The 19,555-nt window shown below is 71.6% G+C and carries 20 protein-coding genes; 8 read left to right on the top strand and 12 right to left on the bottom strand.

Annotated features, from left to right (window positions below; all coding sequences use genetic code 11):
- Positions 1-67: 67 nt before the first annotated feature.
- From ACYVLJ_RS15035 to ACYVLJ_RS15020, 4 genes are all read right to left on the bottom strand, one after another.
- Positions 68-982: an amino acid ABC transporter permease gene (locus ACYVLJ_RS15035; protein ID WP_451973900.1), complete on the bottom strand. Its 915-nt coding sequence runs from the start codon at positions 980-982 to the stop codon at positions 68-70.
- On the bottom strand, positions 979-1,665 hold the full coding sequence (locus tag ACYVLJ_RS15030; RefSeq protein ID WP_451973898.1) for an amino acid ABC transporter permease: 687 nt from the start codon (positions 1,663-1,665) through the stop codon (positions 979-981). Before ACYVLJ_RS15030 ends, ACYVLJ_RS15035 begins: the two co-directional genes overlap by 4 nt.
- A 76-nt stretch (positions 1,666-1,741) precedes the next feature.
- Entirely contained in the window at positions 1,742-2,593 is an 852-nt protein-coding gene (locus tag ACYVLJ_RS15025; RefSeq protein WP_451973896.1) for a glutamate ABC transporter substrate-binding protein, read from the bottom strand.
- 53 nt (positions 2,594-2,646) lie between these two features.
- Complete coding sequence (locus ACYVLJ_RS15020) at positions 2,647-3,375, bottom strand: amino acid ABC transporter ATP-binding protein (protein WP_284741287.1); 729 nt, start codon at positions 3,373-3,375, stop codon at positions 2,647-2,649.
- 276 nt (positions 3,376-3,651) lie between these two features.
- On the opposite strand from ACYVLJ_RS15020, the gene ACYVLJ_RS15015 reads away from it, so the two are divergent.
- Both ACYVLJ_RS15015 and ACYVLJ_RS15010 read left to right on the top strand, forming a co-directional pair.
- On the top strand, positions 3,652-4,326 hold the full coding sequence (locus ACYVLJ_RS15015) for a response regulator transcription factor (RefSeq protein WP_451973894.1): 675 nt from the start codon (positions 3,652-3,654) through the stop codon (positions 4,324-4,326).
- A 4-nt stretch (positions 4,327-4,330) separates the two neighbouring features.
- Positions 4,331-5,728, top strand: coding sequence for a sensor histidine kinase (locus ACYVLJ_RS15010; RefSeq protein WP_451973892.1), 1,398 nt, complete (start codon positions 4,331-4,333; stop codon positions 5,726-5,728).
- Here ACYVLJ_RS15010 and ACYVLJ_RS15005 read toward each other — a convergent pair.
- A complete protein-coding gene (locus ACYVLJ_RS15005) occupies positions 5,725-6,651 on the bottom strand; it encodes a TAXI family TRAP transporter solute-binding subunit (RefSeq protein WP_451973890.1) in 927 nt (308 codons plus the stop codon). The two genes, ACYVLJ_RS15010 and ACYVLJ_RS15005, sit on opposite strands and share 4 nt — an antisense overlap.
- Before the next feature lie 82 nt (positions 6,652-6,733).
- On the opposite strand from ACYVLJ_RS15005, the gene ACYVLJ_RS15000 reads away from it, so the two are divergent.
- Positions 6,734-7,939 carry an NAD(P)/FAD-dependent oxidoreductase gene (locus tag ACYVLJ_RS15000; protein ID WP_460439035.1) on the top strand — a complete coding sequence of 402 codons (1,206 nt, stop codon included), beginning with the start codon at positions 6,734-6,736 and terminating at the stop codon, positions 7,937-7,939.
- Between the two features lie 50 nt (positions 7,940-7,989).
- On the opposite strand, the gene ACYVLJ_RS14995 is transcribed toward ACYVLJ_RS15000, so the two are convergent.
- Positions 7,990-8,655 (bottom strand): DUF4097 family beta strand repeat-containing protein, encoded by a 666-nt coding sequence (locus ACYVLJ_RS14995; RefSeq protein ID WP_460439034.1) that lies wholly within the window; start codon positions 8,653-8,655, stop codon positions 7,990-7,992.
- 376 nt (positions 8,656-9,031) lie between these two features.
- Between ACYVLJ_RS14995 and ACYVLJ_RS14990 the strand changes: the two genes are divergently transcribed.
- Positions 9,032-10,393 (top strand): beta-1,3-glucanase family protein, encoded by a 1,362-nt coding sequence (locus ACYVLJ_RS14990; protein WP_460439033.1) that lies wholly within the window; start codon positions 9,032-9,034, stop codon positions 10,391-10,393.
- Here ACYVLJ_RS14990 and ACYVLJ_RS14985 read toward each other — a convergent pair.
- On the bottom strand, positions 10,351-10,851 hold the full coding sequence (locus tag ACYVLJ_RS14985) for a M15 family metallopeptidase (RefSeq protein WP_460439032.1): 501 nt from the start codon (positions 10,849-10,851) through the stop codon (positions 10,351-10,353). The genes ACYVLJ_RS14990 and ACYVLJ_RS14985 overlap by 43 nt on opposite strands.
- Positions 10,852-10,938: 87 nt before the next feature.
- Here ACYVLJ_RS14985 and ACYVLJ_RS14980 point away from each other — a divergent pair, with 87 nt between their 5' ends.
- Together ACYVLJ_RS14980 and ACYVLJ_RS14975 are read left to right on the top strand one after the other, a co-directional pair.
- Positions 10,939-11,607, top strand: coding sequence for a response regulator transcription factor (locus ACYVLJ_RS14980; protein WP_460439031.1), 669 nt, complete (start codon positions 10,939-10,941; stop codon positions 11,605-11,607).
- Positions 11,600-12,715: a sensor histidine kinase gene (locus ACYVLJ_RS14975; RefSeq protein WP_460439030.1), complete on the top strand. Its 1,116-nt coding sequence runs from the start codon at positions 11,600-11,602 to the stop codon at positions 12,713-12,715. Before ACYVLJ_RS14980 ends, ACYVLJ_RS14975 begins: the two co-directional genes overlap by 8 nt.
- Here ACYVLJ_RS14975 and vanX read toward each other — a convergent pair.
- The 3 genes from vanX to ACYVLJ_RS14960 are packed head-to-tail and all read right to left on the bottom strand — an operon-like array spanning position 12,691 to position 15,330.
- Positions 12,691-13,299, bottom strand: coding sequence for a D-Ala-D-Ala dipeptidase VanX (gene vanX, locus ACYVLJ_RS14970; protein WP_451973876.1), 609 nt, complete (start codon positions 13,297-13,299; stop codon positions 12,691-12,693). The genes ACYVLJ_RS14975 and vanX overlap by 25 nt on opposite strands.
- Positions 13,296-14,330 (bottom strand): D-alanine--D-alanine ligase family protein, encoded by a 1,035-nt coding sequence (gene vanA / locus ACYVLJ_RS14965; protein ID WP_460439029.1) that lies wholly within the window; start codon positions 14,328-14,330, stop codon positions 13,296-13,298. The genes vanX and vanA overlap by 4 nt, the downstream gene beginning before the upstream one ends.
- Positions 14,323-15,330, bottom strand: a complete 1,008-nt coding sequence (locus ACYVLJ_RS14960; RefSeq protein ID WP_460439028.1) for a D-isomer specific 2-hydroxyacid dehydrogenase family protein — start codon at positions 15,328-15,330, stop codon at positions 14,323-14,325. Before ACYVLJ_RS14960 ends, vanA begins: the two co-directional genes overlap by 8 nt.
- A gap of 220 nt (positions 15,331-15,550) precedes the next feature.
- Here ACYVLJ_RS14960 and miaB point away from each other — a divergent pair, with 220 nt between their 5' ends.
- Both miaB and ACYVLJ_RS14950 read left to right on the top strand, forming a co-directional pair.
- Complete coding sequence (gene miaB / locus ACYVLJ_RS14955; protein ID WP_460439027.1) at positions 15,551-17,032, top strand: MiaB/RimO family radical SAM methylthiotransferase; 1,482 nt, start codon at positions 15,551-15,553, stop codon at positions 17,030-17,032.
- Positions 17,029-17,502 carry an Rv2732c family membrane protein gene (locus ACYVLJ_RS14950; protein WP_451973868.1) on the top strand — a complete coding sequence of 158 codons (474 nt, stop codon included), beginning with the start codon at positions 17,029-17,031 and terminating at the stop codon, positions 17,500-17,502. The genes miaB and ACYVLJ_RS14950 overlap by 4 nt, the downstream gene beginning before the upstream one ends.
- On the opposite strand, the gene ACYVLJ_RS14945 is transcribed toward ACYVLJ_RS14950, so the two are convergent.
- Entirely contained in the window at positions 17,499-17,930 is a 432-nt protein-coding gene (locus tag ACYVLJ_RS14945; protein WP_460439026.1) for a hypothetical protein, read from the bottom strand. The two genes, ACYVLJ_RS14950 and ACYVLJ_RS14945, sit on opposite strands and share 4 nt — an antisense overlap.
- A 171-nt stretch (positions 17,931-18,101) precedes the next feature.
- Complete coding sequence (locus tag ACYVLJ_RS14940) at positions 18,102-19,415, bottom strand: DUF349 domain-containing protein (RefSeq protein WP_451973864.1); 1,314 nt, start codon at positions 19,413-19,415, stop codon at positions 18,102-18,104.
- Between the last annotated feature and the right edge of the window lie 140 nt (positions 19,416-19,555).

The following is a 19,555-nucleotide window of genomic DNA, read 5'->3' as shown; positions in this document are numbered from 1 at the left end:
CAGCGGACAAAAAAGCGGGTGAGTGCGTTTCCGCGCACTCACCCGCTCCGGTGTGAAGACGTGAAGATCAGCCTCCGCCCGAGGCGTTGCCGGTGGCGAAGTCGGTCGCCGCGGTGACCGCCGCCGGGGCGGCTTCCATGGGCTTCGCGCCCCGAGGGGCCTTCTTCCGGCGGGACAGCTTCCGCTCCAGCCACGACGCGAACCACGACAGGAGCAGGTTGAGCGTGATGAAGATGATCGCGATGACGATCAGCGTCGGGATGGTGTTGTTGAAGTTGCCGGTGATCGGCCCCGAGCCGCGGATCAGCTCGTCGTAGCCGATGGTCAGCTGGCCGGCGAGCGCCGTGTCCTTCAGGATGACCACCAGCTGGCTCACCAGGGCCGGCAGCATCAGCGTGATGGCCTGGGGGAGCAGGACGTTGATCATCGTCTGGGTCTTGCGCAGGCCCAGCGCCGAAGCGGCTTCGGTCTGTCCCTTCGGGAGCGACAGGATGCCCGCGCGGAACACCTCCGCCATCACCGAGCCGTTGTAGAGCACCAGGCCCGTGACGGCGGCGAACAGCGGGCGGGTGTCCGCCTCGATCGGGGTGTAGTACGCGTACAGCGCCGCGCCGAACACCATCAGCAGCAGCACCGGGATGGCCCGGAAGAACTCGACCACCGCGCCGACCGGGATGCGCACCCACTTGTGCTGCGACAGCCGGCCGATGCCGAGCAGGGCACCGATCGGCAGCGCGATCACGATCGACAGCGCGGCCGCTTCGAGCGTCTTCAGCAGGCCGGGCAGCAGGAACTGCGTCCAGGTCGAGCCTTCGATGAACGGCTTCCAGAGGGCGCCGGCCCACTGGCCCTTCTCGTCGAAGCCGGTGTAGACGAACCACGCCACCAGGAGCAGCACCAGCACGAACAGGACCGTGTAGATCCAGTTGCGGGCCTTGGCCTTCGGGCCGGGCGCGTCGTAGAGGACGGACTGCGTGCTCATCGCTTGACCTCGGCTTTCTTGGCGACCCAGCCCAGCAGCAGGCCGAGCGGCAGGACCAGCGCGACGAACACCAGGGCGAACAGGATGAAGACGAGGAACAGCGAGTCGGACTCGTTCTCCACCATCGTCGACATCAGCAGCGACGCTTCGGCGACGCCGATGACCGAGGCGACCGTCGTGTTCTTGAGCAACGCGATCAGGACGTTCGCCAGCGGCGCGATCACCGCGCGGAACGCCTGCGGCAGCACGATCAGGCCCAGCACCTGCAGGAAGTTGAGCCCCAGGGCCCGCGCCGCCTCGGCCTGGCCGACGGGCACGGTGTTGATGCCGGACCGCAGCGACTCGCAGACGAACGTGGCCGTGTAGACGACGAAGCCCAGCACGGCCAGCCGGAACGCGTTGTCCGCCAAGGACGTCGGGGAGTCCGGCGCGGCCAGGTTGATGCCCAGCGTGGACGAAAGACCCAGCGACGTGAAGATGATGATGACCGTCAGCGGGGTGTTCCGGAAGATGTTGACGTACGCCGTGGCGAAGCCGCGCATGATCGGCACCGGGCTGACCCGCATCGCCACCAGGATCGTGCCCCAGACGAGCGCGCCGATCGCCGAGAAGAACGTCAGCTGGATCGTCGTCCAGAACGCGCCGACGAGGTCGTAATCAGGGTTGTTGAGGAACTCGAACACGGTTGTCCAACCTGGCCTCGGTATGGGAACGGTGCGCCGCGGTCACGGCGCACCGTTCGACTTCACAAACCGGATATCAGGGAGCGATCGCGGGCGCGGCCGGGATCTTGTAGCCCGACGGGCCGACGTTCGTCTGCAGCGACTTCTCCCAGGAGCCGTCCTGCTCCATCTGCTGGATGGCCTTGTTGATCGCGGCCTTGCCGTCCGCGTCGTCCTTCTTCAGGCCGACGCCGTAGTTCTCGTCGGTGAAGCCCTTGCCGACCAGCTTCAGCTTGCCGGGCTGCTGCGCCGCGTAGCCGGCGAGGATGACGTCGTCGGTGGTCATCGCGTCCACCGTGCCGTTGAGGAGCGCGGTCACGCAGTCGGTGTACTTGCCCACCTCCTGCAGCTGCACCTCCTTGGCGTACTTCGTCTTCACGTTCTGCGCCGGGGTCGAGCCCTTGACCGAGCAGAGCTTCTTGTTGCCGGTCAGCGACTCGGGGCCGGTGATGTCGGTGTTGTCCTGGCGCACGAGCAGGTCCTGGTGCGCGATGAAGTACGGGCCGCCGAAGGAGACGTCGTTCTTGCGCTTGTCGGTGATCGAGTAGGTGGCGACGATGAAGTCGACCTCACCCTTCTTGATCAGGTCTTCGCGCTGCGCGGACTGCGCTTCCTTCCAGGTGATCCCCGACTCGTCGACGCCGAGCTGCTTCGCGATGTACTTCGCGACGTCGACGTCGAAGCCGGCGTAGGTGCCGTCCGGCTTCTTCAGGCCGAGGCCCGGCTGGTCGAACTTGATGCCGATCGTCAGCTTCTTGTTGTCCTTGGCCCGCTGGACCAGGTTCTTGTCGCCGCTCGCGCCGCTGCCGGACCCGCCGCCGCAGGCCGTCAGGGCCAGCCCGGCGGCCATCACGACCGCGCCGACCTGCAGAACTCGGTTCAACCGCATCGTCTCTCAGGTTCCTTCCGAATCTCGCCCGGCCGCGTGGCCGGGGAAAGTGCTCAGTGGGTCAGGATCTTGCCGAGGAAGTCCTTCGCGCGCTCGCTCTTGGGCGCGGTGAAGAACTCTTCCGGCGTCGTGTCCTCGACGATCTCGCCGTCGGCCATGAAGATCACCCGATCGGCTGCCCGGCGGGCGAAGCCCATCTCGTGGGTGACGACCAGCATCGTCATGCCGTCCTTGGCCAGGCCGGTCATCACGTCCAGGACCTCCTGGACCATCTCCGGGTCCAGCGCCGAGGTCGGCTCGTCGAACAGCATGACCTTGGGCCGCATGGCCAGGGCCCGCGCGATCGCGACGCGCTGCTGCTGGCCACCCGAAAGCTGGGCCGGGTACTTGTCGGCCTGGTTGGCGATGCCGACGCGCTCCAGCAGCTCCATCGCCGTCTTGCGGGCCTCGTCCTTCGAGGCCTTGCGGACCTTCGTCGGCGCCAGCATCACGTTCTCGACGATGGTCTTGTGCGCGAACAGGTTGAACGACTGGAACACCATGCCGACGTCGGCGCGCAGGGCCGCCAGGGCCTTGCCCTCCGCGGGCAGCGGGACGCCGTCGACGGCGATCTCGCCCGAGTTGATCGGCTCGAGGCGGTTGATCGCCCGGCACAGGGTCGACTTCCCCGAGCCCGACGGACCCAACACCACCACGACCTGGCCGCGGGGCACCTCGAGCGTGATCTCCCTGAGCACGTGCAGGTCGCCGAAGTACTTGTTCACGGCGGACGCCTTGATCATCGGCGCCGCCACCTCCGCGGTCATCTGGCCTCCAGGGTCGTTCGAATGCGGCGTGGGTCACCACGCGATGGCGAGAACCTACCGTTGCTGCACCGGCTGGCAAGCCGAGTTGAGCAATACTTAGGGTTTCAACTGCGTATCGATGTCCCATTTGGGAGTATCGGCGTCAGGGTAACCCACAGTCACCGGCCGGGTGGCTCGAGCGTCCCGTGACGGGACGTCCTAGAGTTCGGCGCTACCGGCCGGTGAGGCAGGTCACCATGGGAGGCGGACGGGGTGCGGGTGCTGCTGGTGGAGGACGACGACCGGGTCGCGGGCGCCCTCATCCCGGCGCTGACCCGGCGCGGGCTGGCGATCGCCCGGCTCGCCACCGGCGCCGGCGTGCTCGAACGCGTCCACGAGGTCGACGTCATCCTGCTCGACCTGGGCCTGCCGGACATCGACGGGGTGACGCTGTGCCGCCAGATCCGCGCGGTCAGTGACGTCGCGATCATCGTCGTCTCGGCGCGCGGCGAGGTCGACGACCGGATCGCGGGCCTGCGTGCGGGCGCCGACGACTACCTGGTCAAGCCCTACGACGTCGAGGAGCTGCTCGCCCGGGTCGAGGCCGTGCGCCGCCGCCGCGGCGAGCACGCGGTCAGCGAGCCGGTCGTGATCGAGGTCGGGGACGTCAGCGTCGACCTGTCGCGGCACGAGGTGCTCGTCGACGGGCGCGCGATCGCGTTGTCCCGCAAGGAGTTCCAGGTGCTCGCGCTGGTGGCGGGCGCGCGCGGCGCGGTGTGCTCGCGCGAGCACGTGCTCACCGAGGTGTGGGGCCACCGCGGCCCCGCGGAGAGCCGTTCGCTGGACGTCCACGTCGCGACGCTGCGGACGAAGCTGGGCCGCCCGGCCCTGATCGAGACGGTCCGCGGGGTCGGCTACCGGCTCGGCGGCCAGACCGCCCGGAGCTGACGCCGTGCGGGTCCGGCTGCAGGGCATCGTGCTGACCCTGGTCGCGCTCCTGGTGTTCGGCCTGGGCATCCCCCTCGCCACGTCCATCGCGGCCGGCGCGCGGCAGGACCTGTTCCTCGACCGGCTGACCGACACGGCCCGGTTCGCTTCGCTGGCGCAGCGGCCGCTGCTGGACAACAAGCCGTACCTGCTCGAGCCCGACGTGCGCCGCTACACGGAGGTGTACGGCGTCCAGGTGATCGTCGTCGACCAGGACGGCAAGCCGGTCGTCACCTCGCTCGGCCCGGCGGCCGCGCGGATCGACCTCAAGGCCGAGCGGATCAGCGACCCCGTCCACGAAGCGCTGGCCGGCCGCCGGTCGCAGCCCTCCGGTGTGCTGATGCCGTGGGATTCGACGCCGCTGGTGCTCGCCGAGCCGGTGCTCGCCGACGGCGAGGTGCGCGGCGCGGTGCTCACCGTGTCCGACACCGGGACCGAGCGCGCCGAAGTGCTGTGGTGGTGGCTGCTGCTCGCCGCGGGCGGGATCCTCGCCTTCGTGCTGGCGCTGGCCGTGGCGATCCCGGTCGTCCGGTGGATCCTGCGGCCGGTGAAGCGGCTCGACGACGCGACCGGGGCGCTGGTGGCGTCCGTGGTCAGCGGCCGGGAGGCGGAGCCGGTGGGGGAGGGCGGCGGGCCGCCGGAGCTGCGGCAGCTCGGGCGGTCGTTCGACCGGATGGCCGAGAGCGTGTCCGGCGCGCTGGCCGCGCAACGCGCGTTCGTCGCGGACGCCTCCCACCAGCTGCGCAACCCGCTGACCGCGCTGAAGATCCGGCTCGGGAACCTCGAAGGCCACGTCGTGGACGAGCAGTCCGCCGCCGACCTGGAGGCCGCGCGGATCGACGCCGGGCGGCTGCACCAGATCCTCGACGGCCTGCTCTCGATGGCCCGCGCCGAGGCCTCCGGCGGCGAGCTGGACCCCGTGGTGCTGGACGAGGTGGTGGCCGAGCGCGTCGCCGACTGGTCGGTGGTCGGCGAGGCCCGGGACGTGCGGCTGGTCGTGGCCGCCGCAGGCGACGGCGCGCGGGTCCGGATGCCGCCGCGCGGTGCCGAGACGATCCTGGACGCGCTGCTGGACAACGCGCTGAAGTTCACCGCGGCCGGGACGGACATCCGGGTCGCGGTCGAGCGCGAAGGCGACGAAGTCAGCCTGTCCGTGCGTGACCACGGCCCGGGGCTGCCGCCGGAGGAGCTCGAGCGCGCGCTGGACCGGTTCTGGCGCAGCCCGGCCCACCAGAACGTGCCGGGTTCGGGCCTGGGCCTGGCGATCGTCAGCGAGCTGACCGCGCACTCCGACGGCAAGCTGGCCCTGGACCTGCCCGAAGGCGGCGGCCTGCGGATCACGATGACGTTCCCGGCCGCCTAGGTCTTGACCGCCCGGTAGTAGCGCAGCGCGCCCGGGTGCAGCGGGATCGGCTGGGTCTCGATGCCCGGGTGGACGTCGATCGACAACGCCGCCGGGTTGGCCACGGCGAGCTGCTGGCGGGCGTCGAACAGGCCGCGGACCAGCGCCTCGGCGACGTCGTCGCTCATCGACTTCGGCACCACCAGGAAGTTCGGCACCAGCAGCGTGGTCACCGGGCCCGTCTGGTTGTAGGTGCTGGCCGGGATGGACGCGGTGCCGTAGACCTGGTTGAGCTCCTGCATCTTCGGCATCACGTCGGCGATGTCGAGCAGGCGCAGCGACTGCTTGTCGTTGTACTTGGCCAGGCCGGGCGTCGGCAGGCCGCCGGACCAGAAGAACGCGTCGATCTGGCCGCCGAGCAGGGCGCTCACGGAGTCGTCCAGGCCGCGCGCGCTCGTGGTGACCGAGCCGGCGAGCCCGGTCGCCTCCAGCAGCCGGCTGGCGATGTACTCGACGCCCGAAGACGGCGCGCCGGTCGCGATCCGGCGGCCGCGCAGCTGCTCGACGGTCCGGATGTCGGAGTCGGTGCGCACGACGATGTGCAGGTAGTCGTCGTGGATGCGGGCGAGGGTGGCCAGCCGCGGGTCGCGCTTGTACCGGTCGGCGGCGACGTCCGCGGCGACGAACGCGACGTCGGCGGTCCCGGCGAGCACCCGGTCGAGGTTGTCGGGCGAGCCCTGGGTCTGCAGCACGGCGGGCCGGTCGATGTCCAGGCCGGCGGCCCACGCCGTGGCGAGGGTCTGGGCGAGCTTGTCGTAGACGCCGCCGGAGTTGCCCGCGGCGATCCGCAGCTTCAAGCCGCTGAACCCGGAGCTGCACGCGGTGAGCGCCAGCAGCAGGGCGCCCGCCAGCGCGAGCGCTCGTCTCCGCCGCGTGCCGGTCACCGCCCGATCGTGCCAGATCCGGTGGCCGAGTGGTTGGTCACCGGCCACGCGGGCATGCTGCGGAGGACGAAGGGAGCACGGCATGGACGTCGTCGTCGTGGGTGGCGGGCTGGCGGGGCTGAGCGCGGCGGCGCGGCTGAGCCGGGCCGGGGCCGAGGTCACCGTGCTGGAGGCGGGTGACGACGTCGGCGGCCGGGTGCGCACCGACGTCGTCGACGGGTTCCGCCTCGACCGCGGGTTCCAGGTGCTGCTGCCCGCGTACCCGGCGGTGCGGCGGCTGGCCGACGTCGGCGCGCTGCGGCCGCGGCCGTTCACGCGCGGCACGGTCGCGATGACGGGTTCCGGGCGCCGCTGGCTCGCCGGGCCGTGGCACGGCGTCTCCGCGGTGCGCGGTGCGGCGGAGTTCTTCGCGGGCCGTCCGGTCGACAGCGTGCGGATGGCGGGGCTGGCCGTCCGGGACGTGCTGACGGCGGCCCGCGGCGACAGCGGGCGCACCACCGCCGAAGAGCTGCGGCGCTGGGGGCTGTCGCGGTCCACGGTCGAAGAGGTGCTGCGGCCGTTCCTCGCCGGGGTGTTCCTCGACCCGGCGCTGGCGACGTCGGGCCGGCTGTTCCACCTGATCTGGCGCAGCTTCCTGCGCGGCGGCGGGGTGCTGCCGGCCGAGGGCATGCAGGCGCTGCCGCGGCAGCTGGCCGCCGGGCTGCCGGTCCGCACCGGCGTCGAGGTCGCGGAGGTCACCGCGGACGGCGTCCGCACGACGGCGGGGGAGGACGTGCGGGCGCGCGCGGTCGTGGTGGCGACCGAGGGCGACACGGCCGCGCGGCTGCTGCCCGGCGTCGAGGCGCCGGACTGGCACGCGGTGACGACCTTCTACTACCGCGCCGGGGTCTCGCCCCTGCGCTCGCCGACGCTGATCGTCGACGGCCTGGACGAGCTGCTGCTCAACACGGCGGTGCTCAGTGACGTCGCGCCGGGCTACGCGCCGCCCGGGTCGGCGTTGATCTCGGCGTCGGTGCCCGGCCGCGCCGACCCCGGTCTGGAACCGCGGGTGCGGCAGCGCTTGGCGCGCGTCTACGAGACGGACACGGCCGGCTGGGAGCTGCTGAAGGTGTACGCGCTGCCCCGGGCGTTGCCGGTGTTCGGTGCGGGTGCTCCCCTGCGGCGCCCGGTGCGCGTGAGCCGCGGCCGGTACGTCTGCGGCGACCACCGCGACACGCCTTCGGTCCAGGGGGCGCTGGTTTCGGGGCAGCGCGCGGCGGCCGCGGTGCTCGCCGACCTCGCGGCCTGACGGCCCGGTGCCGGCGCACCGGGCCGTCTCCGTCCACAGTGGACCTCCGGTCACCGGCTGCGGGCGACGATGTCCCCCTGCGACGTCGTGGCGCGGATCCGCAGGTCCGCGGCGCCGTCGTTCTTGAGCGAGTTGTCGACGCGGCCGTAGGACGTGCCGGCGTCCAGGGAGGCCGAGACCCCGGCGGCCGCGCCGACCGAGATGGCGCCGGACCGGGTGCTCAGCACCACCTCGCCGCGGACGGCTTCGGCGATGCGGATGTCACCGCGGGCGGTGCTGATCTGCGCCGGGCCGTCCAGGCGGCCGACCTCGACGTCGCCGTCGGTGGCGGTGAGCCGGACGCTCGCCGCCCGGGCCAGCTTGATCTCGCGGTACGCGCCCTCGAAGGCGACGTCGCCCAGGCGGCCGGTCCCGTGCAGCTCGGCGGCGGCGGCCTTGGCCTCGACGCTCGAGCCGGCGGGCAGTTCGACGGTGATCTCGACGGATCCGGTGGCGCCGGAGAACCGGTTCTCCGGCGCCGGCGTGCGGACCCGCAGGACGCCGTCGGCGAACTCGACCGTGGTCCGGCCGGCCGTCTTGACGTCGCGGTTCTTGCCCGGGTCCGCGGGCCGGACCTCGACCGTGGTGTCGGCGCGGTCGGCGGCGACGAGCCGGACGCGGCCCGCGGGGAGGTCGAGGAGAGCGGCGATCGGGGCGGGGGTGGCGAAGGTCTGCATCGTGAGCTCCTGTGCGGTCGTGGTGTGCCTTGCTGGAAACCACGATCGCGGGGGCGGCTGACACCCGGCGGCCACTGCGCTGACACGGTGGCTGACACGGCGGGGCCCGTGCGGAGGGGCATGGCTGACTCCCGGTGAGCCGGCCCCTGAGCGGGTGGCGGCGCCACGCAGAGGGTCGATACGGAACCGGTTCCGAGGATCGCCCCGGGACCCCGGGCTGTCAAGGGTTGACAGGTCCGGGCTGGTGGTATGAACCTTTTCACCGATCGTCCCCGCCGGCCCTCGTGGGCATCCGCCCGGCGTCACGGGACGAGCCGGACGACGCCGTCCCCTGACCGGCGGCGGGTCCGCCCCACTTCCCGGCCAGGGAGGAACCATGCCCACGAACGCCCTGCCGCGGCGCCGCCGCCGCGGACCCGGAACCCGCTTGGCGACGCTGGCGGCCGCCCTCGCGGTCGCCGCGCTCGGCCTCGCCGCCCCCGCCGCCCAGGCGGCGGACACCCTGATCTCGCAGGGAAAAGCCGTCACCGCGTCATCGGTGGAGAACGCCGGGACACCGGCTTCCGCCGCGGTGGACGGCAACACCGGCACCCGCTGGTCGTCGCAGTTCAGCGATCCACAGTGGATCCAGGTGGACCTCGGCGGCGCCGCGACGATCAGCCGGGTCGTGCTGAACTGGGAGGCCGCCTACGCGACGGCGTTCCAGATCCAGGTGTCCGACAACGCTTCCGGCTGGTCCACTGTGTACCAGACGACCAGCGGGACCGGCGGCACGCAGACCCTGAACGTGACCGGCGCCGGGCGGTACGTCCGGCTGTACACGACGGCCCGGGCCACCCCGTACGGCGTCTCGCTGTGGGAGTTCCAGGTCTACGGCACCGGCGGCGGCACCACCCAGCCCGGCGCGGGCGTCCCGCCCGACTCGTTCTGGGGTGACACCTCGAGCATCCCGGCCGCGCGCAACGTGCTCACCGTGAAGGTGCTCAACCGGACCAACGGCAAGTACCCGGACAGCCAGGTGTACTGGAACTTCGGCGGCCAGACGCATTCGATCGCCGAGCAGCCCTACATCGACATGCCGGCCAATTCGGCCGGCCGGATGTACTTCTCCCTCGGCACCCCGAACGGCCAGTACGCCGACTTCATCGAGTTCACCGTCGGCCCGGACGTGTTCAACGGCAACACCACCCGGGTCGACGCGTTCGCGCTGAAGCTCGCCATGCGGCTGCACGCGCACGACGGCTACGACGTCCAGGTCGGCGACGACTACGGGCTGTTCCAGGAGGACCGGTCGGCCACCTTCGCCCGGTTCCAGGCCGAGGTGCCGACCGAGTTCAAGGGGCTGGCGACGGTGAACGCGCCGTACCGGATCCCGGCCCCGGGCAGCGCGCCCGACTTCCGCGCGGGTGGCAAGTACGCCAACTACTTCACCGCCTACGCGCAGTCGGTCGGCGTCAACGAGCCGACGTCGAACATCACCGGCTGCGCGGGTTCGCTGGCCGGCAACCCGAACACGTGCGCGGCGCTGAACCGGCACACCGCCCAGCTGCCGCAGTCGCAGTGGCAGGACCCGGCGAACTACTACAAGGCCGCGCCGGCGAACTACTACGCGAAGTTCTGGCACGACCACGGCATCAACCACCTCGCGTACGGCTTCCCGTACGACGACGTGGCCGGGCAGTCCTCGTTCGTCTCTCACGGGGACCCGCAGTGGCTGGTGGTCGCCGTCGGCTGGTGACGCGCTCCGGTGCGCCGCAGCCTCGGATCGTGTGAGGGGTCGGCGTACAGGGGCGGGCAGCCGCCGGTGATCGCCTCGGGGCGCAGCTCGTAGTGCCAGGGTTCGTTGCGGTAGATCTGGCACAGCCCGTACCGCGCGCCGTGCGCGGACAGCCACGCCCGGGCCGCGGCGGGCCCGATGTCGACGGCTTCCCCCGACACGTGCGCCGACGTGTCGGGGGTCGCCACCCAGCGGGCGGCCGCCTCCGCCGAGCCGTACTTCGCGACGGCTTGGCGGAGCAGCCCCGCCTGGTACTCCGGGGACCGCCAGCCGCCGTTGACGAAGATCTCGACGCCGTCGGCCGCGGCGTCGGCCGCTGCCCGGCGCAGGGCGGTGAGCAGGCCGGGGCCGAGGTTGGCCACGGCCGGGACGTCGGCGAAGACGGTCACGGGGACGGGAACGGCGCAGTCGTGGGTCATGCCCCGAGTGAAGGCAGCGGGGTGTTGCCGGGGCGTACCCGGTTTTCGATATGCGCGCGAAATGCGCCGCCTCGTAGCATCGGGCGCATGCGTGTGCTGATCGTCGAAGACGAGCCCTACCTGGCGGAAGCCGTCCGCGACGGGCTGCGCCTGGAGGCGATCGCGGCCGACATCGCCGGCGACGGGGACACCGCGCTGGAGCTGCTGAGCGTCAACTCCTACGACATCGCCGTGCTCGACCGGGACATCCCCGGGCCGTCCGGCGACGAGGTCGCGCGGCGGATCGTCGCCTCCGGCAGCGGGACGCCGATCCTGATGCTGACCGCCGCCGACCGGCTCGACGACAAGGCCACGGGGTTCGAGCTCGGCGCCGACGACTACCTCACCAAGCCGTTCGAGATGCGGGAGCTCGTGCTGCGGATCCGGGCACTGGACCGCCGGCGGGGGCACAGCCGGCCGCCGGTGCGGGAGATCGCCGGGCTGCGGCTGGACCCGTTCCGCCGCGAGGTCTACCGCGACGGCCGGTACGTCGCGCTGACCCGCAAGCAGTTCGCCGTGCTCGAAGTGCTCGTCGCCGCCGAAGGCGGGGTGATCAGCGCCGAAGAGCTCTTGGAACGGGCCTGGGACGAGAACGCCGACCCGTTCACCAACGCCGTGCGCATCACGGTTTCGACCCTGCGCAAGCGGCTCGGCGAACCCTGGCTGATCGCCACCGTGGCCGGCGTCGGCTACCGCATCGGCGGGGACCGTGGATAGGGAACCCGGGCTGAGCGTCCGCCTCAAGCTCACCCTCAGCTACGCCGGGTTCCTCATGCTCGCGGGGTTCCTGCTGCTCACGGCGGTCTGGGTGTTCCTGCTGCGCGGCACGCCCCTGCACATCCTGATCCCGCGCCCGTCGGACTTCCTGCGCGCGTTCGACCCGCGCAACTTCGGCCCGGCCGTCTTCGGCCCGGCGGCCGTCGCGGTGCTGCTGTTCCTGCTGGTGTTCGGCCTGCTCGGCGGCTGGCTCCTCGCCGGGCGGATGCTCGCGCCACTGGGCCGGATCACCGAGGCCACCCGGCTGTCCGCGAACGGCTCGCTGTCCCACCGGATCCGCCTGCCGGGCCGCAACGACGAGTTCCGCGAGCTCGCCGACGCCTTCGACACCATGCTCGCCCGGCTCGAAGCGCACGTCGCCGAGCAGCGGCGGTTCGCCGCCAACGCGTCGCACGAGCTGCGCACGCCGCTGGCGATCTCGCAGGCCATGCTCGAAGTCGCCCGCACCGACCCGGACCGGGACGCCGGGGAGCTCGTCGAACGCCTCCACGCCGTCAACGCCCGGGCGATCGAAGTCACGGAGGCGCTGCTCCTGCTCGGCCGCGCCGAGCAGGGCTCCTTCACCCCGGAGCCGGTCGACCTGTCCCTCATCGCGGAGGAGGCGGCCGAAACCCTGCTCCCGTTCGCGGAACGGCACGGCGTCGCCGTCGAGACGTCCGGGGGCGTGACGCCGGCCAGCGGGTCACCGGCCCTGTTGCTGCAGCTGACCACGAACCTCCTGCACAACGCCATCGTCCACAACCTCCCGGAAGACGGCACCGTGCGGATCGAAACCGCCGTCCGCGCCGGGTTCGTGCTGCTCACCGTCGAGAACACCGGCGCCCAGCTCTCCCCGCGGCTGGTCGCGACGCTCACCGAGCCGTTCCAGCGCGGTGCCGAACGCGTCCGCACTGGCCCGGCGGGCGTCGGGCTCGGCCTGGCCATCGTCCGCAGCATCACCCGGGCGCACGACGGGATCCTCAACCTCGCTCCCCGCGCCGGCGGCGGGCTGCGCGTCACGGTGCAACTGCCCGCGCCGTCCGGTCACGCGACGGGGAAGTCGAAGTAGGTGTCCGGGTGCGGCTCGTCCTTCAGCGTGTAGTGCCACCATTCGCGCTCGTACGCGGTGAACCCGCAGTCCTCCATGACGCCGCGCAGGTGGTGCCGGTTCCGCGTCTCGGCCGGCGTGATCCCCTTCGCGCCGTGGTGTGAGCGGGGATCCATCAGGTCGTGGTCGCCGCCCATGGCGGCGAGCTCGCCGGTGCCGAGGTGGTAGAGCGTCAGGTCGACGGTGCTGCCCCGGCTGTGGCCCGATTTCGCGGCCACGTACCCCTGTTCGACCATCCCGGGCCGGTCGATGTTCGGGTAGTGCCGCGGCTTCGTCCGGCCGTCGTCCGGCTGGGCCGACCAGCGCAGGAAGCGGTCGACGGCGCGTTGCGGCCGGTAGCCGTCCCAGACGAGCAGGCCGAAGCCGAGCGACGCGGCCTTTTCCTGCGCGTTCCCCAGGGCGGTGCACAGCGCCCGGGTGCCGACGATCCGGTTCGCCAGGTACCCGTCGACCGGCTTGCCGGTGAAGTTGTCCCAGGTCGCGTACTTGGCGTCCCAGCGGATGCCGGGTGCCCACTCGTCGAGGTAGCCGAAGTCGGCGTTCACCGGGCGGTGCCCGTCAGCGCGAGCGTGACGGCCCGGTCGAGCACCTCGGCGAGCGGCAGCCCGGCCGCGGCCATCATCCGCGGGTACCGGCTGTAGGACGTCAAGCCGGGCAACGTGTTGACCTCGTTGAGGACGACCGTGCCGTCCGCCGTCAGGAACATGTCCACCCGCGCCAGCCCCCGGCAGCCCATGGCGCGGTAGATCGCCTTCGCCGTTTCCTGGACGAGCGCGCGCGACTCCGCCGGGATGTCGGCGGGCACGATCGGCGTCGAGTTCTCCGAGCCGCTCTCGGGCGTGCTTTCCTGGTGGATCCGGAAGAAGCCGTGGGACAGCGCGATGTGGTCCACCTCGCCGGCGAACAGCTCCGGGCCGTTGCCCAGGATCGCGCAGCCGACCTCGCTGCCGGCGACGGCTTCCTCGATCAGCACCTTCGAGTCGTACTGGCCCGCGCTCGCCAGCGCGGCCGCCAGCTCTTCCTCCCGGGACACCTTGCTGACCCCGAAGGACGAGCCCGAGCGGGCGGGCTTCACGAAGACCGGGTAGGTGAGCCCGCCGGCGTCTTCGCCGGGGGAGACGATCCGGAAGTCCGGCGTCGCGATCCCGGCACCGCGGGCGACGAGGTAGGCGAGCGACTTGTCCATGCACAGCGCGGAACTCGGGATGTCGCAGCCGGCGTACGGGATGCCGGAGAGTTCCAGCAGGCCCTGGATCGCGCCGTCCTCACCGAACTTGCCGTGCAGCACCGGCAGGACGACGTCCAGGCCGACCAGGTCGTACTTGCCCTCGTCGAGGACGAGCAGCCCGGGGGTGCCGCGGTCCGGCGACAGCACCACGGGACGCGAATCCGTGCTTTCCCAGTCCGTGTCCGGGCCGTCGCACAGCCGCCAGGCGCCGGTTTTCGTGATCCCGATCCAGAACGGTTCGTACTTCGCGGTGTCGAGGTGCTTCGCGACTTCTTGCGCGGACTTGACGGAGACGGGGTGTTCTTCGGACGCGCCGCCGAAGACGATCCCGGTTTTGAGCCTATTCATGGTGTTTCCCCTCTTCGAAGAGCAGGCAGTTGGCGAGGCTGTGTTCGACGGTGTCGCTCAGCGCGTGGTCCGTGTAGTACGCGGTGTGCGGGCTGATGAGCACGTTCGGCATCCGCTGCAGCCGCGGCAGGGTTGCGTGGCCGAGGGACTTGGTGCGGCAGTCGGCGTAGAAGATTCCTTCTTCGCCCTCGATGACGTCCAAGGCCGCGCCGCCCAGCCGGCCGCTTTCCAGTGCTTCGGTGAGCGCGGCCGTGTCGAGCAGCGGGCCGCGTCCGGTGTTGACGACGAACGCGCCCGGTTTCATCCCGGCGATGCGGCGGCGGTCCAGGAGGTGGTGGGTGGCTGGGGTGAGCGGGGTGTGGAGCGTGACGATGTCGCTCAGCCGCAGCAGTTCGTCGAGGTCGACGTACTCGACGGCGGTCTGGGGACGCTCGTCGCAGGCCAGGACGCGGCAGCCGAAGCCCCGCAGCCGCTGCACGACGGCCCGGCCGATGCGCCCGGTCCCGACCACGCCGACGGTCAGGTCGCGCAGTTCCTTCCCGCGGACCGCGTTCAGCCGGTAGTCGTGGGTGTCCGTGCGGCGGATGACGCGTTTCGCGTCGCGCACCGCCATCAGCATGAGCATCACGGTGTAGTCGGCCACGCTGTCGGGCGAATAGGCGACGTTCCCGACGGTGATACCGACGGCTCGCGCGTGGTCGACGTCGAGGTGGTCGAAGCCGATGCTCCTGGTGGAAACGTATTCCACGCCCGCCCGGGCGAGGGCGCGCAACGTCGCGTTGGTCACCGTGGTCTTGTGGCCGATGCTGACGCAGCGGTTCCCGGCGGCCAGGTCCGCGGTGGCTTCCGAAACGGCGGCCTCGGTGATGGTCGGCACGACGCCGAAGCGCGGCGCCAGCTCGCGGAACAGCACGGCTTCGTCCGGCCCGCAGCCGTAGATCGTGATCCCCGTCTTCGTGACGGCCGTGGCGGACGGGGACGGCAAAGGGCTGGAGGACATGCCGCCAGTCAAGGCGGCGCGGTGTTGCCGTCCCGTATGCGCTTTCCGATACGACGACGATAAGTTACTGTTCGGTAACTTACCGGGTTGTGATGCCGCCGTTCTGCCCCGCGACGCCGAGGACGTGTGGTCCCGGAAGCCACCTGGCGGCAGCGACGGCGGTCACGAGCGGCCGAGGCGGCGGCTTCCGCTGGTGGGGCGAGGGTTACCCTGGTGGTCGATGACCGAGAAGCAGGCACCCAGGGCGTACCAGATCCGCACCTTCGGCTGCCGGATGAACGTGCACGACTCCGAGCGGCTCGCCGGGCAGCTCGAGGACGCCGGGTACGCCCCGGTGCGGGAGGGCGCCAAGCCTGACCTGATCGTGTTCAACACCTGCGCCGTCCGGGAGAACGCGGACAACAAGCTCTACGGCACCCTCGGGCACCTGCGGCCGGACAAGGTCGCGAACCCGGACCTGCAGATCGCCGTCGGCGGGTGCCTCGCCCAGAAGGACCGCGGGGAGATCGTCAAGCGCGCGCCCTGGGTGGACGTCGTCTTCGGGACGCACAACATCGGGTCGCTGCCCACCCTGCTCGAACGCGCCCGGCACAACGCCGAGGCCGAGGTCGAGATCCTCGAATCCCTCGAGACCTTCCCCTCGACGCTGCCCGCGCGGCGCGAATCGTCCTATGCGAGCTGGGTGTCCGTTTCGGTCGGGTGCAACAACACCTGCACCTTCTGCATCGTCCCCGCCCTGCGCGGCAAGGAACGCGACCGGCGGCCCGGCGAGATCCTCGCCGAGGTCGAGGCGCTCGTCGCCGAGGGCGTGCTCGAAGTCACCCTGCTGGGCCAGAACGTGAACTCCTACGGCGTCGAGTTCGGTGATCGGCTGGCGTTCGGGAAGCTGCTGCGGGCGACCGGTGGCATCGACGGTCTCGAGCGCGTGCGCTTCACCTCGCCGCACCCGGCCGCCTTCACCTCCGACGTCATCGAAGCCATGGCCGAGACGCCGAACGTCTGCCACCAGTTGCACATGCCGCTGCAGTCCGGTTCCGACCGCGTGCTGCGCGAGATGAAGCGCTCCTACCGCTCGGCGCGCTTCCTGAAGATCCTCGACGAGGTCCGCGCGGCGATGCCGGACGCGGCCATCACCACCGACATCATCGTCGGCTTCCCCGGCGAGACCGAGGAGGACTTCCAGGCCACGCTCGACGTCGTCGAGCAGGCCCGGTTCTCCAGCGCCTTCACCTTCCAGTACTCGATCCGCCCGGGCACGCCGGCCGCGACGATGCCGGACCAGCTGCCCAAGGCGGTCGTGCAGGAGCGCTACGACCGGCTGGTCGAGCTGCAGAACGCGATCTCCTGGGAAGAGAACAAGAAGATCGTCGGCCGGAAGGTCGAGCTGCTCGTCGCCGAGGGCGAAGGCCGCAAGGACGCCGAGACGCAGCGGATGAGCGGCCGCGCCCGTGACGGCCGCCTGGTGCACTTCGCCCCGGGCGACGCGCAGGTTCGCCCCGGCGACGTCGTCGAGACGGTCGTGACCTACGGCGCGCCGCACCACCTGGTGGCCGACGGCGACCTGCTGTCGCACCGGCGGACGCGGGCCGGGGACAACGCGGAGGCCGGGCTGCGGCCGAAGACGAGCGGCGTCACGCTGGGCCTGCCGGGGTTCGGTGCCCCGGCCGCCCGGCCCGAGCCGGTGAGTGGGTGTGCGCTGTGACGGAGTCCAAGGGCAACGGGGAGCTGGCCGAGCTGGCCGCCGAGATCGACGAGGTGGGGCAGCACGCGTCCCGGACGGTGGAGCTGGGCCGGCGTGGGTTCACCATCGCCGTGTTCTCGTTCGTGCTGCTGGTCTGCCTGCTCCTGCCGTGGGTCGGCGAGCACGCGGGCTGGCAGGTGCTGGCCGGCGAGGGCGGCGGCATCCCGCAGCTGTTCGCGGCGACGTCGACCGGGGTCGGCATCCTCGCCTCGGCGCTGGCGCTGGTGACGCGCCGGTGGTGGCTGGCCTGGGTGTGCGCCGCCGGCGGCTGGTTCGCCTCGGTGGACGGGCTGCTGGCCATCTGGTCGCAGCAGTCGTCGCACGCCAGCGGAGCCGCGGGCGGCGGACCCGGGATCGGCTTGATCATCGCCTGGATCGCGATGATCTGCCTCGCGGTGCAGTGGATGCGGACGGCGTTCTCGCGGTCCTAGATCACCACGAGACCGATGACGCTCGAAACCGCGCTGACGTAGAGATCGGTCTCCGGGTGGTAGACCCGCAGCGACAGGCTGGCCCGGACGCTGAAGCTCAGGCTGAACACGAAGTTCCCGTTCGGCCGGCAGGTGCCCGTGGTCAGGTCCACCCAGACGCCGGCCTGCAGCTGCTGGACGATCACCGGCTCGCCGCCGGCGATGCTCTCCTGCCCGCCGAGGTCGGCGAAGGAGCCCTTGATCTTCGTCTGTTCGCCGACCTTGACGCGGGTCTTGTCGGCCTTGGCGTCGACCTTGGCCTGGTGCTTCTTGTGCCCCTGGACGGCGGCCGGGGCCGGGCCACCCGCCGCCAGCGCGACGCTCGGGACGGCGAGGGCGACGGTGCAGGCTACGACCAGTGCGGACACGAGGTTCGATGTTCTGCTCATGATCGAAGTGGAGCACCGCGGGGCGCGGAAAGCGCCGGAAGACCCCCGGCCGTGCAGCCCGTCACACCGCTTCGGGTGATGCGTTAACCCTCCGCTTACCGAGCCGGAAAGCCGTGAAGGCCGCATCGAGGGACTCCGAGTCCCTCGATGCGGCCTCCACGGACTCGGGGCTCAGCGGTCGGCGACCGCGGCCTCGGCGGCCTGCAGCCACTCACGCCACTGCGCGGCCTGCTCGTCGGCCTTCTTGGCGCGACGCTCGTCGCCGGCCGCACGCGCCTTCTCGGCCTGGGCCTCGAACTGCTCGACGCGCTCGCGGAACTGCGCGGCCCGGGCCTGGGCCTCCGGGTCGGTGCGGCGCCAGCGGGTGTCCTCGGCCGACTTCACGCCGTCCTGGACCGCCTTGAGCCGGCCGTCGAGCTCGCGGATCCGCTCGCGGGGGACCTTGCCGATCTCGTCCCACTGCTCCTGGATGCGCCGCAGCGCGCCCTTCGCCGCCTCGAGGTTCGACGCCGCGTCGATCTTCTCGGCCTCGATCAGCAGCTCTTCCTTGCGGGCCGCGTTCTGCGCGAACTCCGCGTCGCGCTCGGAGAACACCGCGGACCGGCGGGCGAAGAACTTGTCCTGCGCCGCGCGGAACCGCTGCCAGAGCGCCTCGTCGCTGTCCTTCGGCGCGCGGCCGGCGGCCTTCCACTCGGTCATCAGGTCCTTGTAGCGCCCGGCCGTCTCGCCCCAGTCGTCGGACTCGCTGATCGCCTCGGCTTCGGCGATGAGCTCCTCCTTGCGCTGCTTCGCCGCGGCGCGCTGCTTGTCCAGCTCGGCGAAGTGCGACCCGCGGCGGCGGTTGAACGCCTCACGGGCTTTCGAGAACCGCTTCCACAGCTCGTCGTCGGTCTTGCGGTCGACGCCCTTGACCGTCTTCCACTCGTCGAGGATCGCGCGCAGCCGGTCGCCCGCCGCCTTCCACTGGGTGGAGTCGGCGGCGATCTTCTCGGCTTCTTCGGCCAGCTCCTGCTTCCGGGCGACGGCGGCCGCGCGGGCCTCCTCACGCTCGGCCTTCGCGCTGGCCAGCGCCTTCTCGGCGTGCCCGATGACGTACTCCAGCCGCGCGGCGAGCGCGGCCAGGTCGCCGACCAGGGCGGCTTCGGCCAGCCCGTCGCGCAGCTGCGTGGCGCTCGACAGCGCGTGCTTCGGGTCGCCCGCGCCGGAGACCAGCCGGGTCTCGAGCAGCTCGACTTCGGTGCGCACGTCGTCGAAGCGGCGGGCGTAGTGCACCAGGCCCTCGTCGGGGCTGCCTGCCTGCCAGACGCCGACCGCGCGTTCACCCTCGGCGGTGATGACGTAGACGGTGCCCTCGTCGTCGATCCGGCCCCAGGTGGACGGGGTGGGCTCGGCGGGCGGCACGGGCGGGGCGGCGTGCCCGGCGTGCAGCGCGTGCGGCACCGGGTGCGGGGCCGGGGTACCGGTGGAAGTGTTCTCCTGGGCCATCGCAGGCTCCTTATCGCCTGTACGCCCGCTCGCGCGGGCGCCCCGCCGCGGAAGCGGGGCCGGGTAATGCGGTCGTCACGGGCCGTGCTCGGATGCTACGGCCCCCACGCGGCATTCAAGCAGCTCAGCGCGCACCGTGG

The organism is Amycolatopsis stemonae (genome assembly GCF_054781455.1).
The sequence above is the reverse complement of the archived record's forward strand: the minus strand, read 5'-3'. Positions and strand labels throughout refer to the sequence as shown.

Coding starts and splice junctions, on each gene's coding strand:
- ACYVLJ_RS14980 (WP_460439031.1), top strand. CDS start 10,939: ATGCGTGTGCTGATCGTCGAAGACGAGCCCTACCTGGCGGAAGCCGTC.
- ACYVLJ_RS14990 (WP_460439033.1), top strand. CDS start 9,032: ATGCCCACGAACGCCCTGCCGCGGCGCCGCCGCCGCGGACCCGGAACC.
- ACYVLJ_RS14960 (WP_460439028.1), bottom strand. CDS start 15,330: ATGTCCTCCAGCCCTTTGCCGTCCCCGTCCGCCACGGCCGTCACGAAG.
- ACYVLJ_RS15035 (WP_451973900.1), bottom strand. CDS start 982: ATGAGCACGCAGTCCGTCCTCTACGACGCGCCCGGCCCGAAGGCCAAG.
- ACYVLJ_RS14995 (WP_460439034.1), bottom strand. CDS start 8,655: ATGCAGACCTTCGCCACCCCCGCCCCGATCGCCGCTCTCCTCGACCTC.
- ACYVLJ_RS15000 (WP_460439035.1), top strand. CDS start 6,734: ATGGACGTCGTCGTCGTGGGTGGCGGGCTGGCGGGGCTGAGCGCGGCG.
- ACYVLJ_RS15020 (WP_284741287.1), bottom strand. CDS start 3,375: ATGATCAAGGCGTCCGCCGTGAACAAGTACTTCGGCGACCTGCACGTG.
- ACYVLJ_RS14940 (WP_451973864.1), bottom strand. CDS start 19,415: ATGGCCCAGGAGAACACTTCCACCGGTACCCCGGCCCCGCACCCGGTG.
- ACYVLJ_RS15025 (WP_451973896.1), bottom strand. CDS start 2,593: ATGCGGTTGAACCGAGTTCTGCAGGTCGGCGCGGTCGTGATGGCCGCC.
- miaB (WP_460439027.1), top strand. CDS start 15,551: ATGACCGAGAAGCAGGCACCCAGGGCGTACCAGATCCGCACCTTCGGC.
- ACYVLJ_RS14985 (WP_460439032.1), bottom strand. CDS start 10,851: ATGACCCACGACTGCGCCGTTCCCGTCCCCGTGACCGTCTTCGCCGAC.
- ACYVLJ_RS14945 (WP_460439026.1), bottom strand. CDS start 17,930: ATGAGCAGAACATCGAACCTCGTGTCCGCACTGGTCGTAGCCTGCACC.
- vanA (WP_460439029.1), bottom strand. CDS start 14,330: ATGAATAGGCTCAAAACCGGGATCGTCTTCGGCGGCGCGTCCGAAGAA.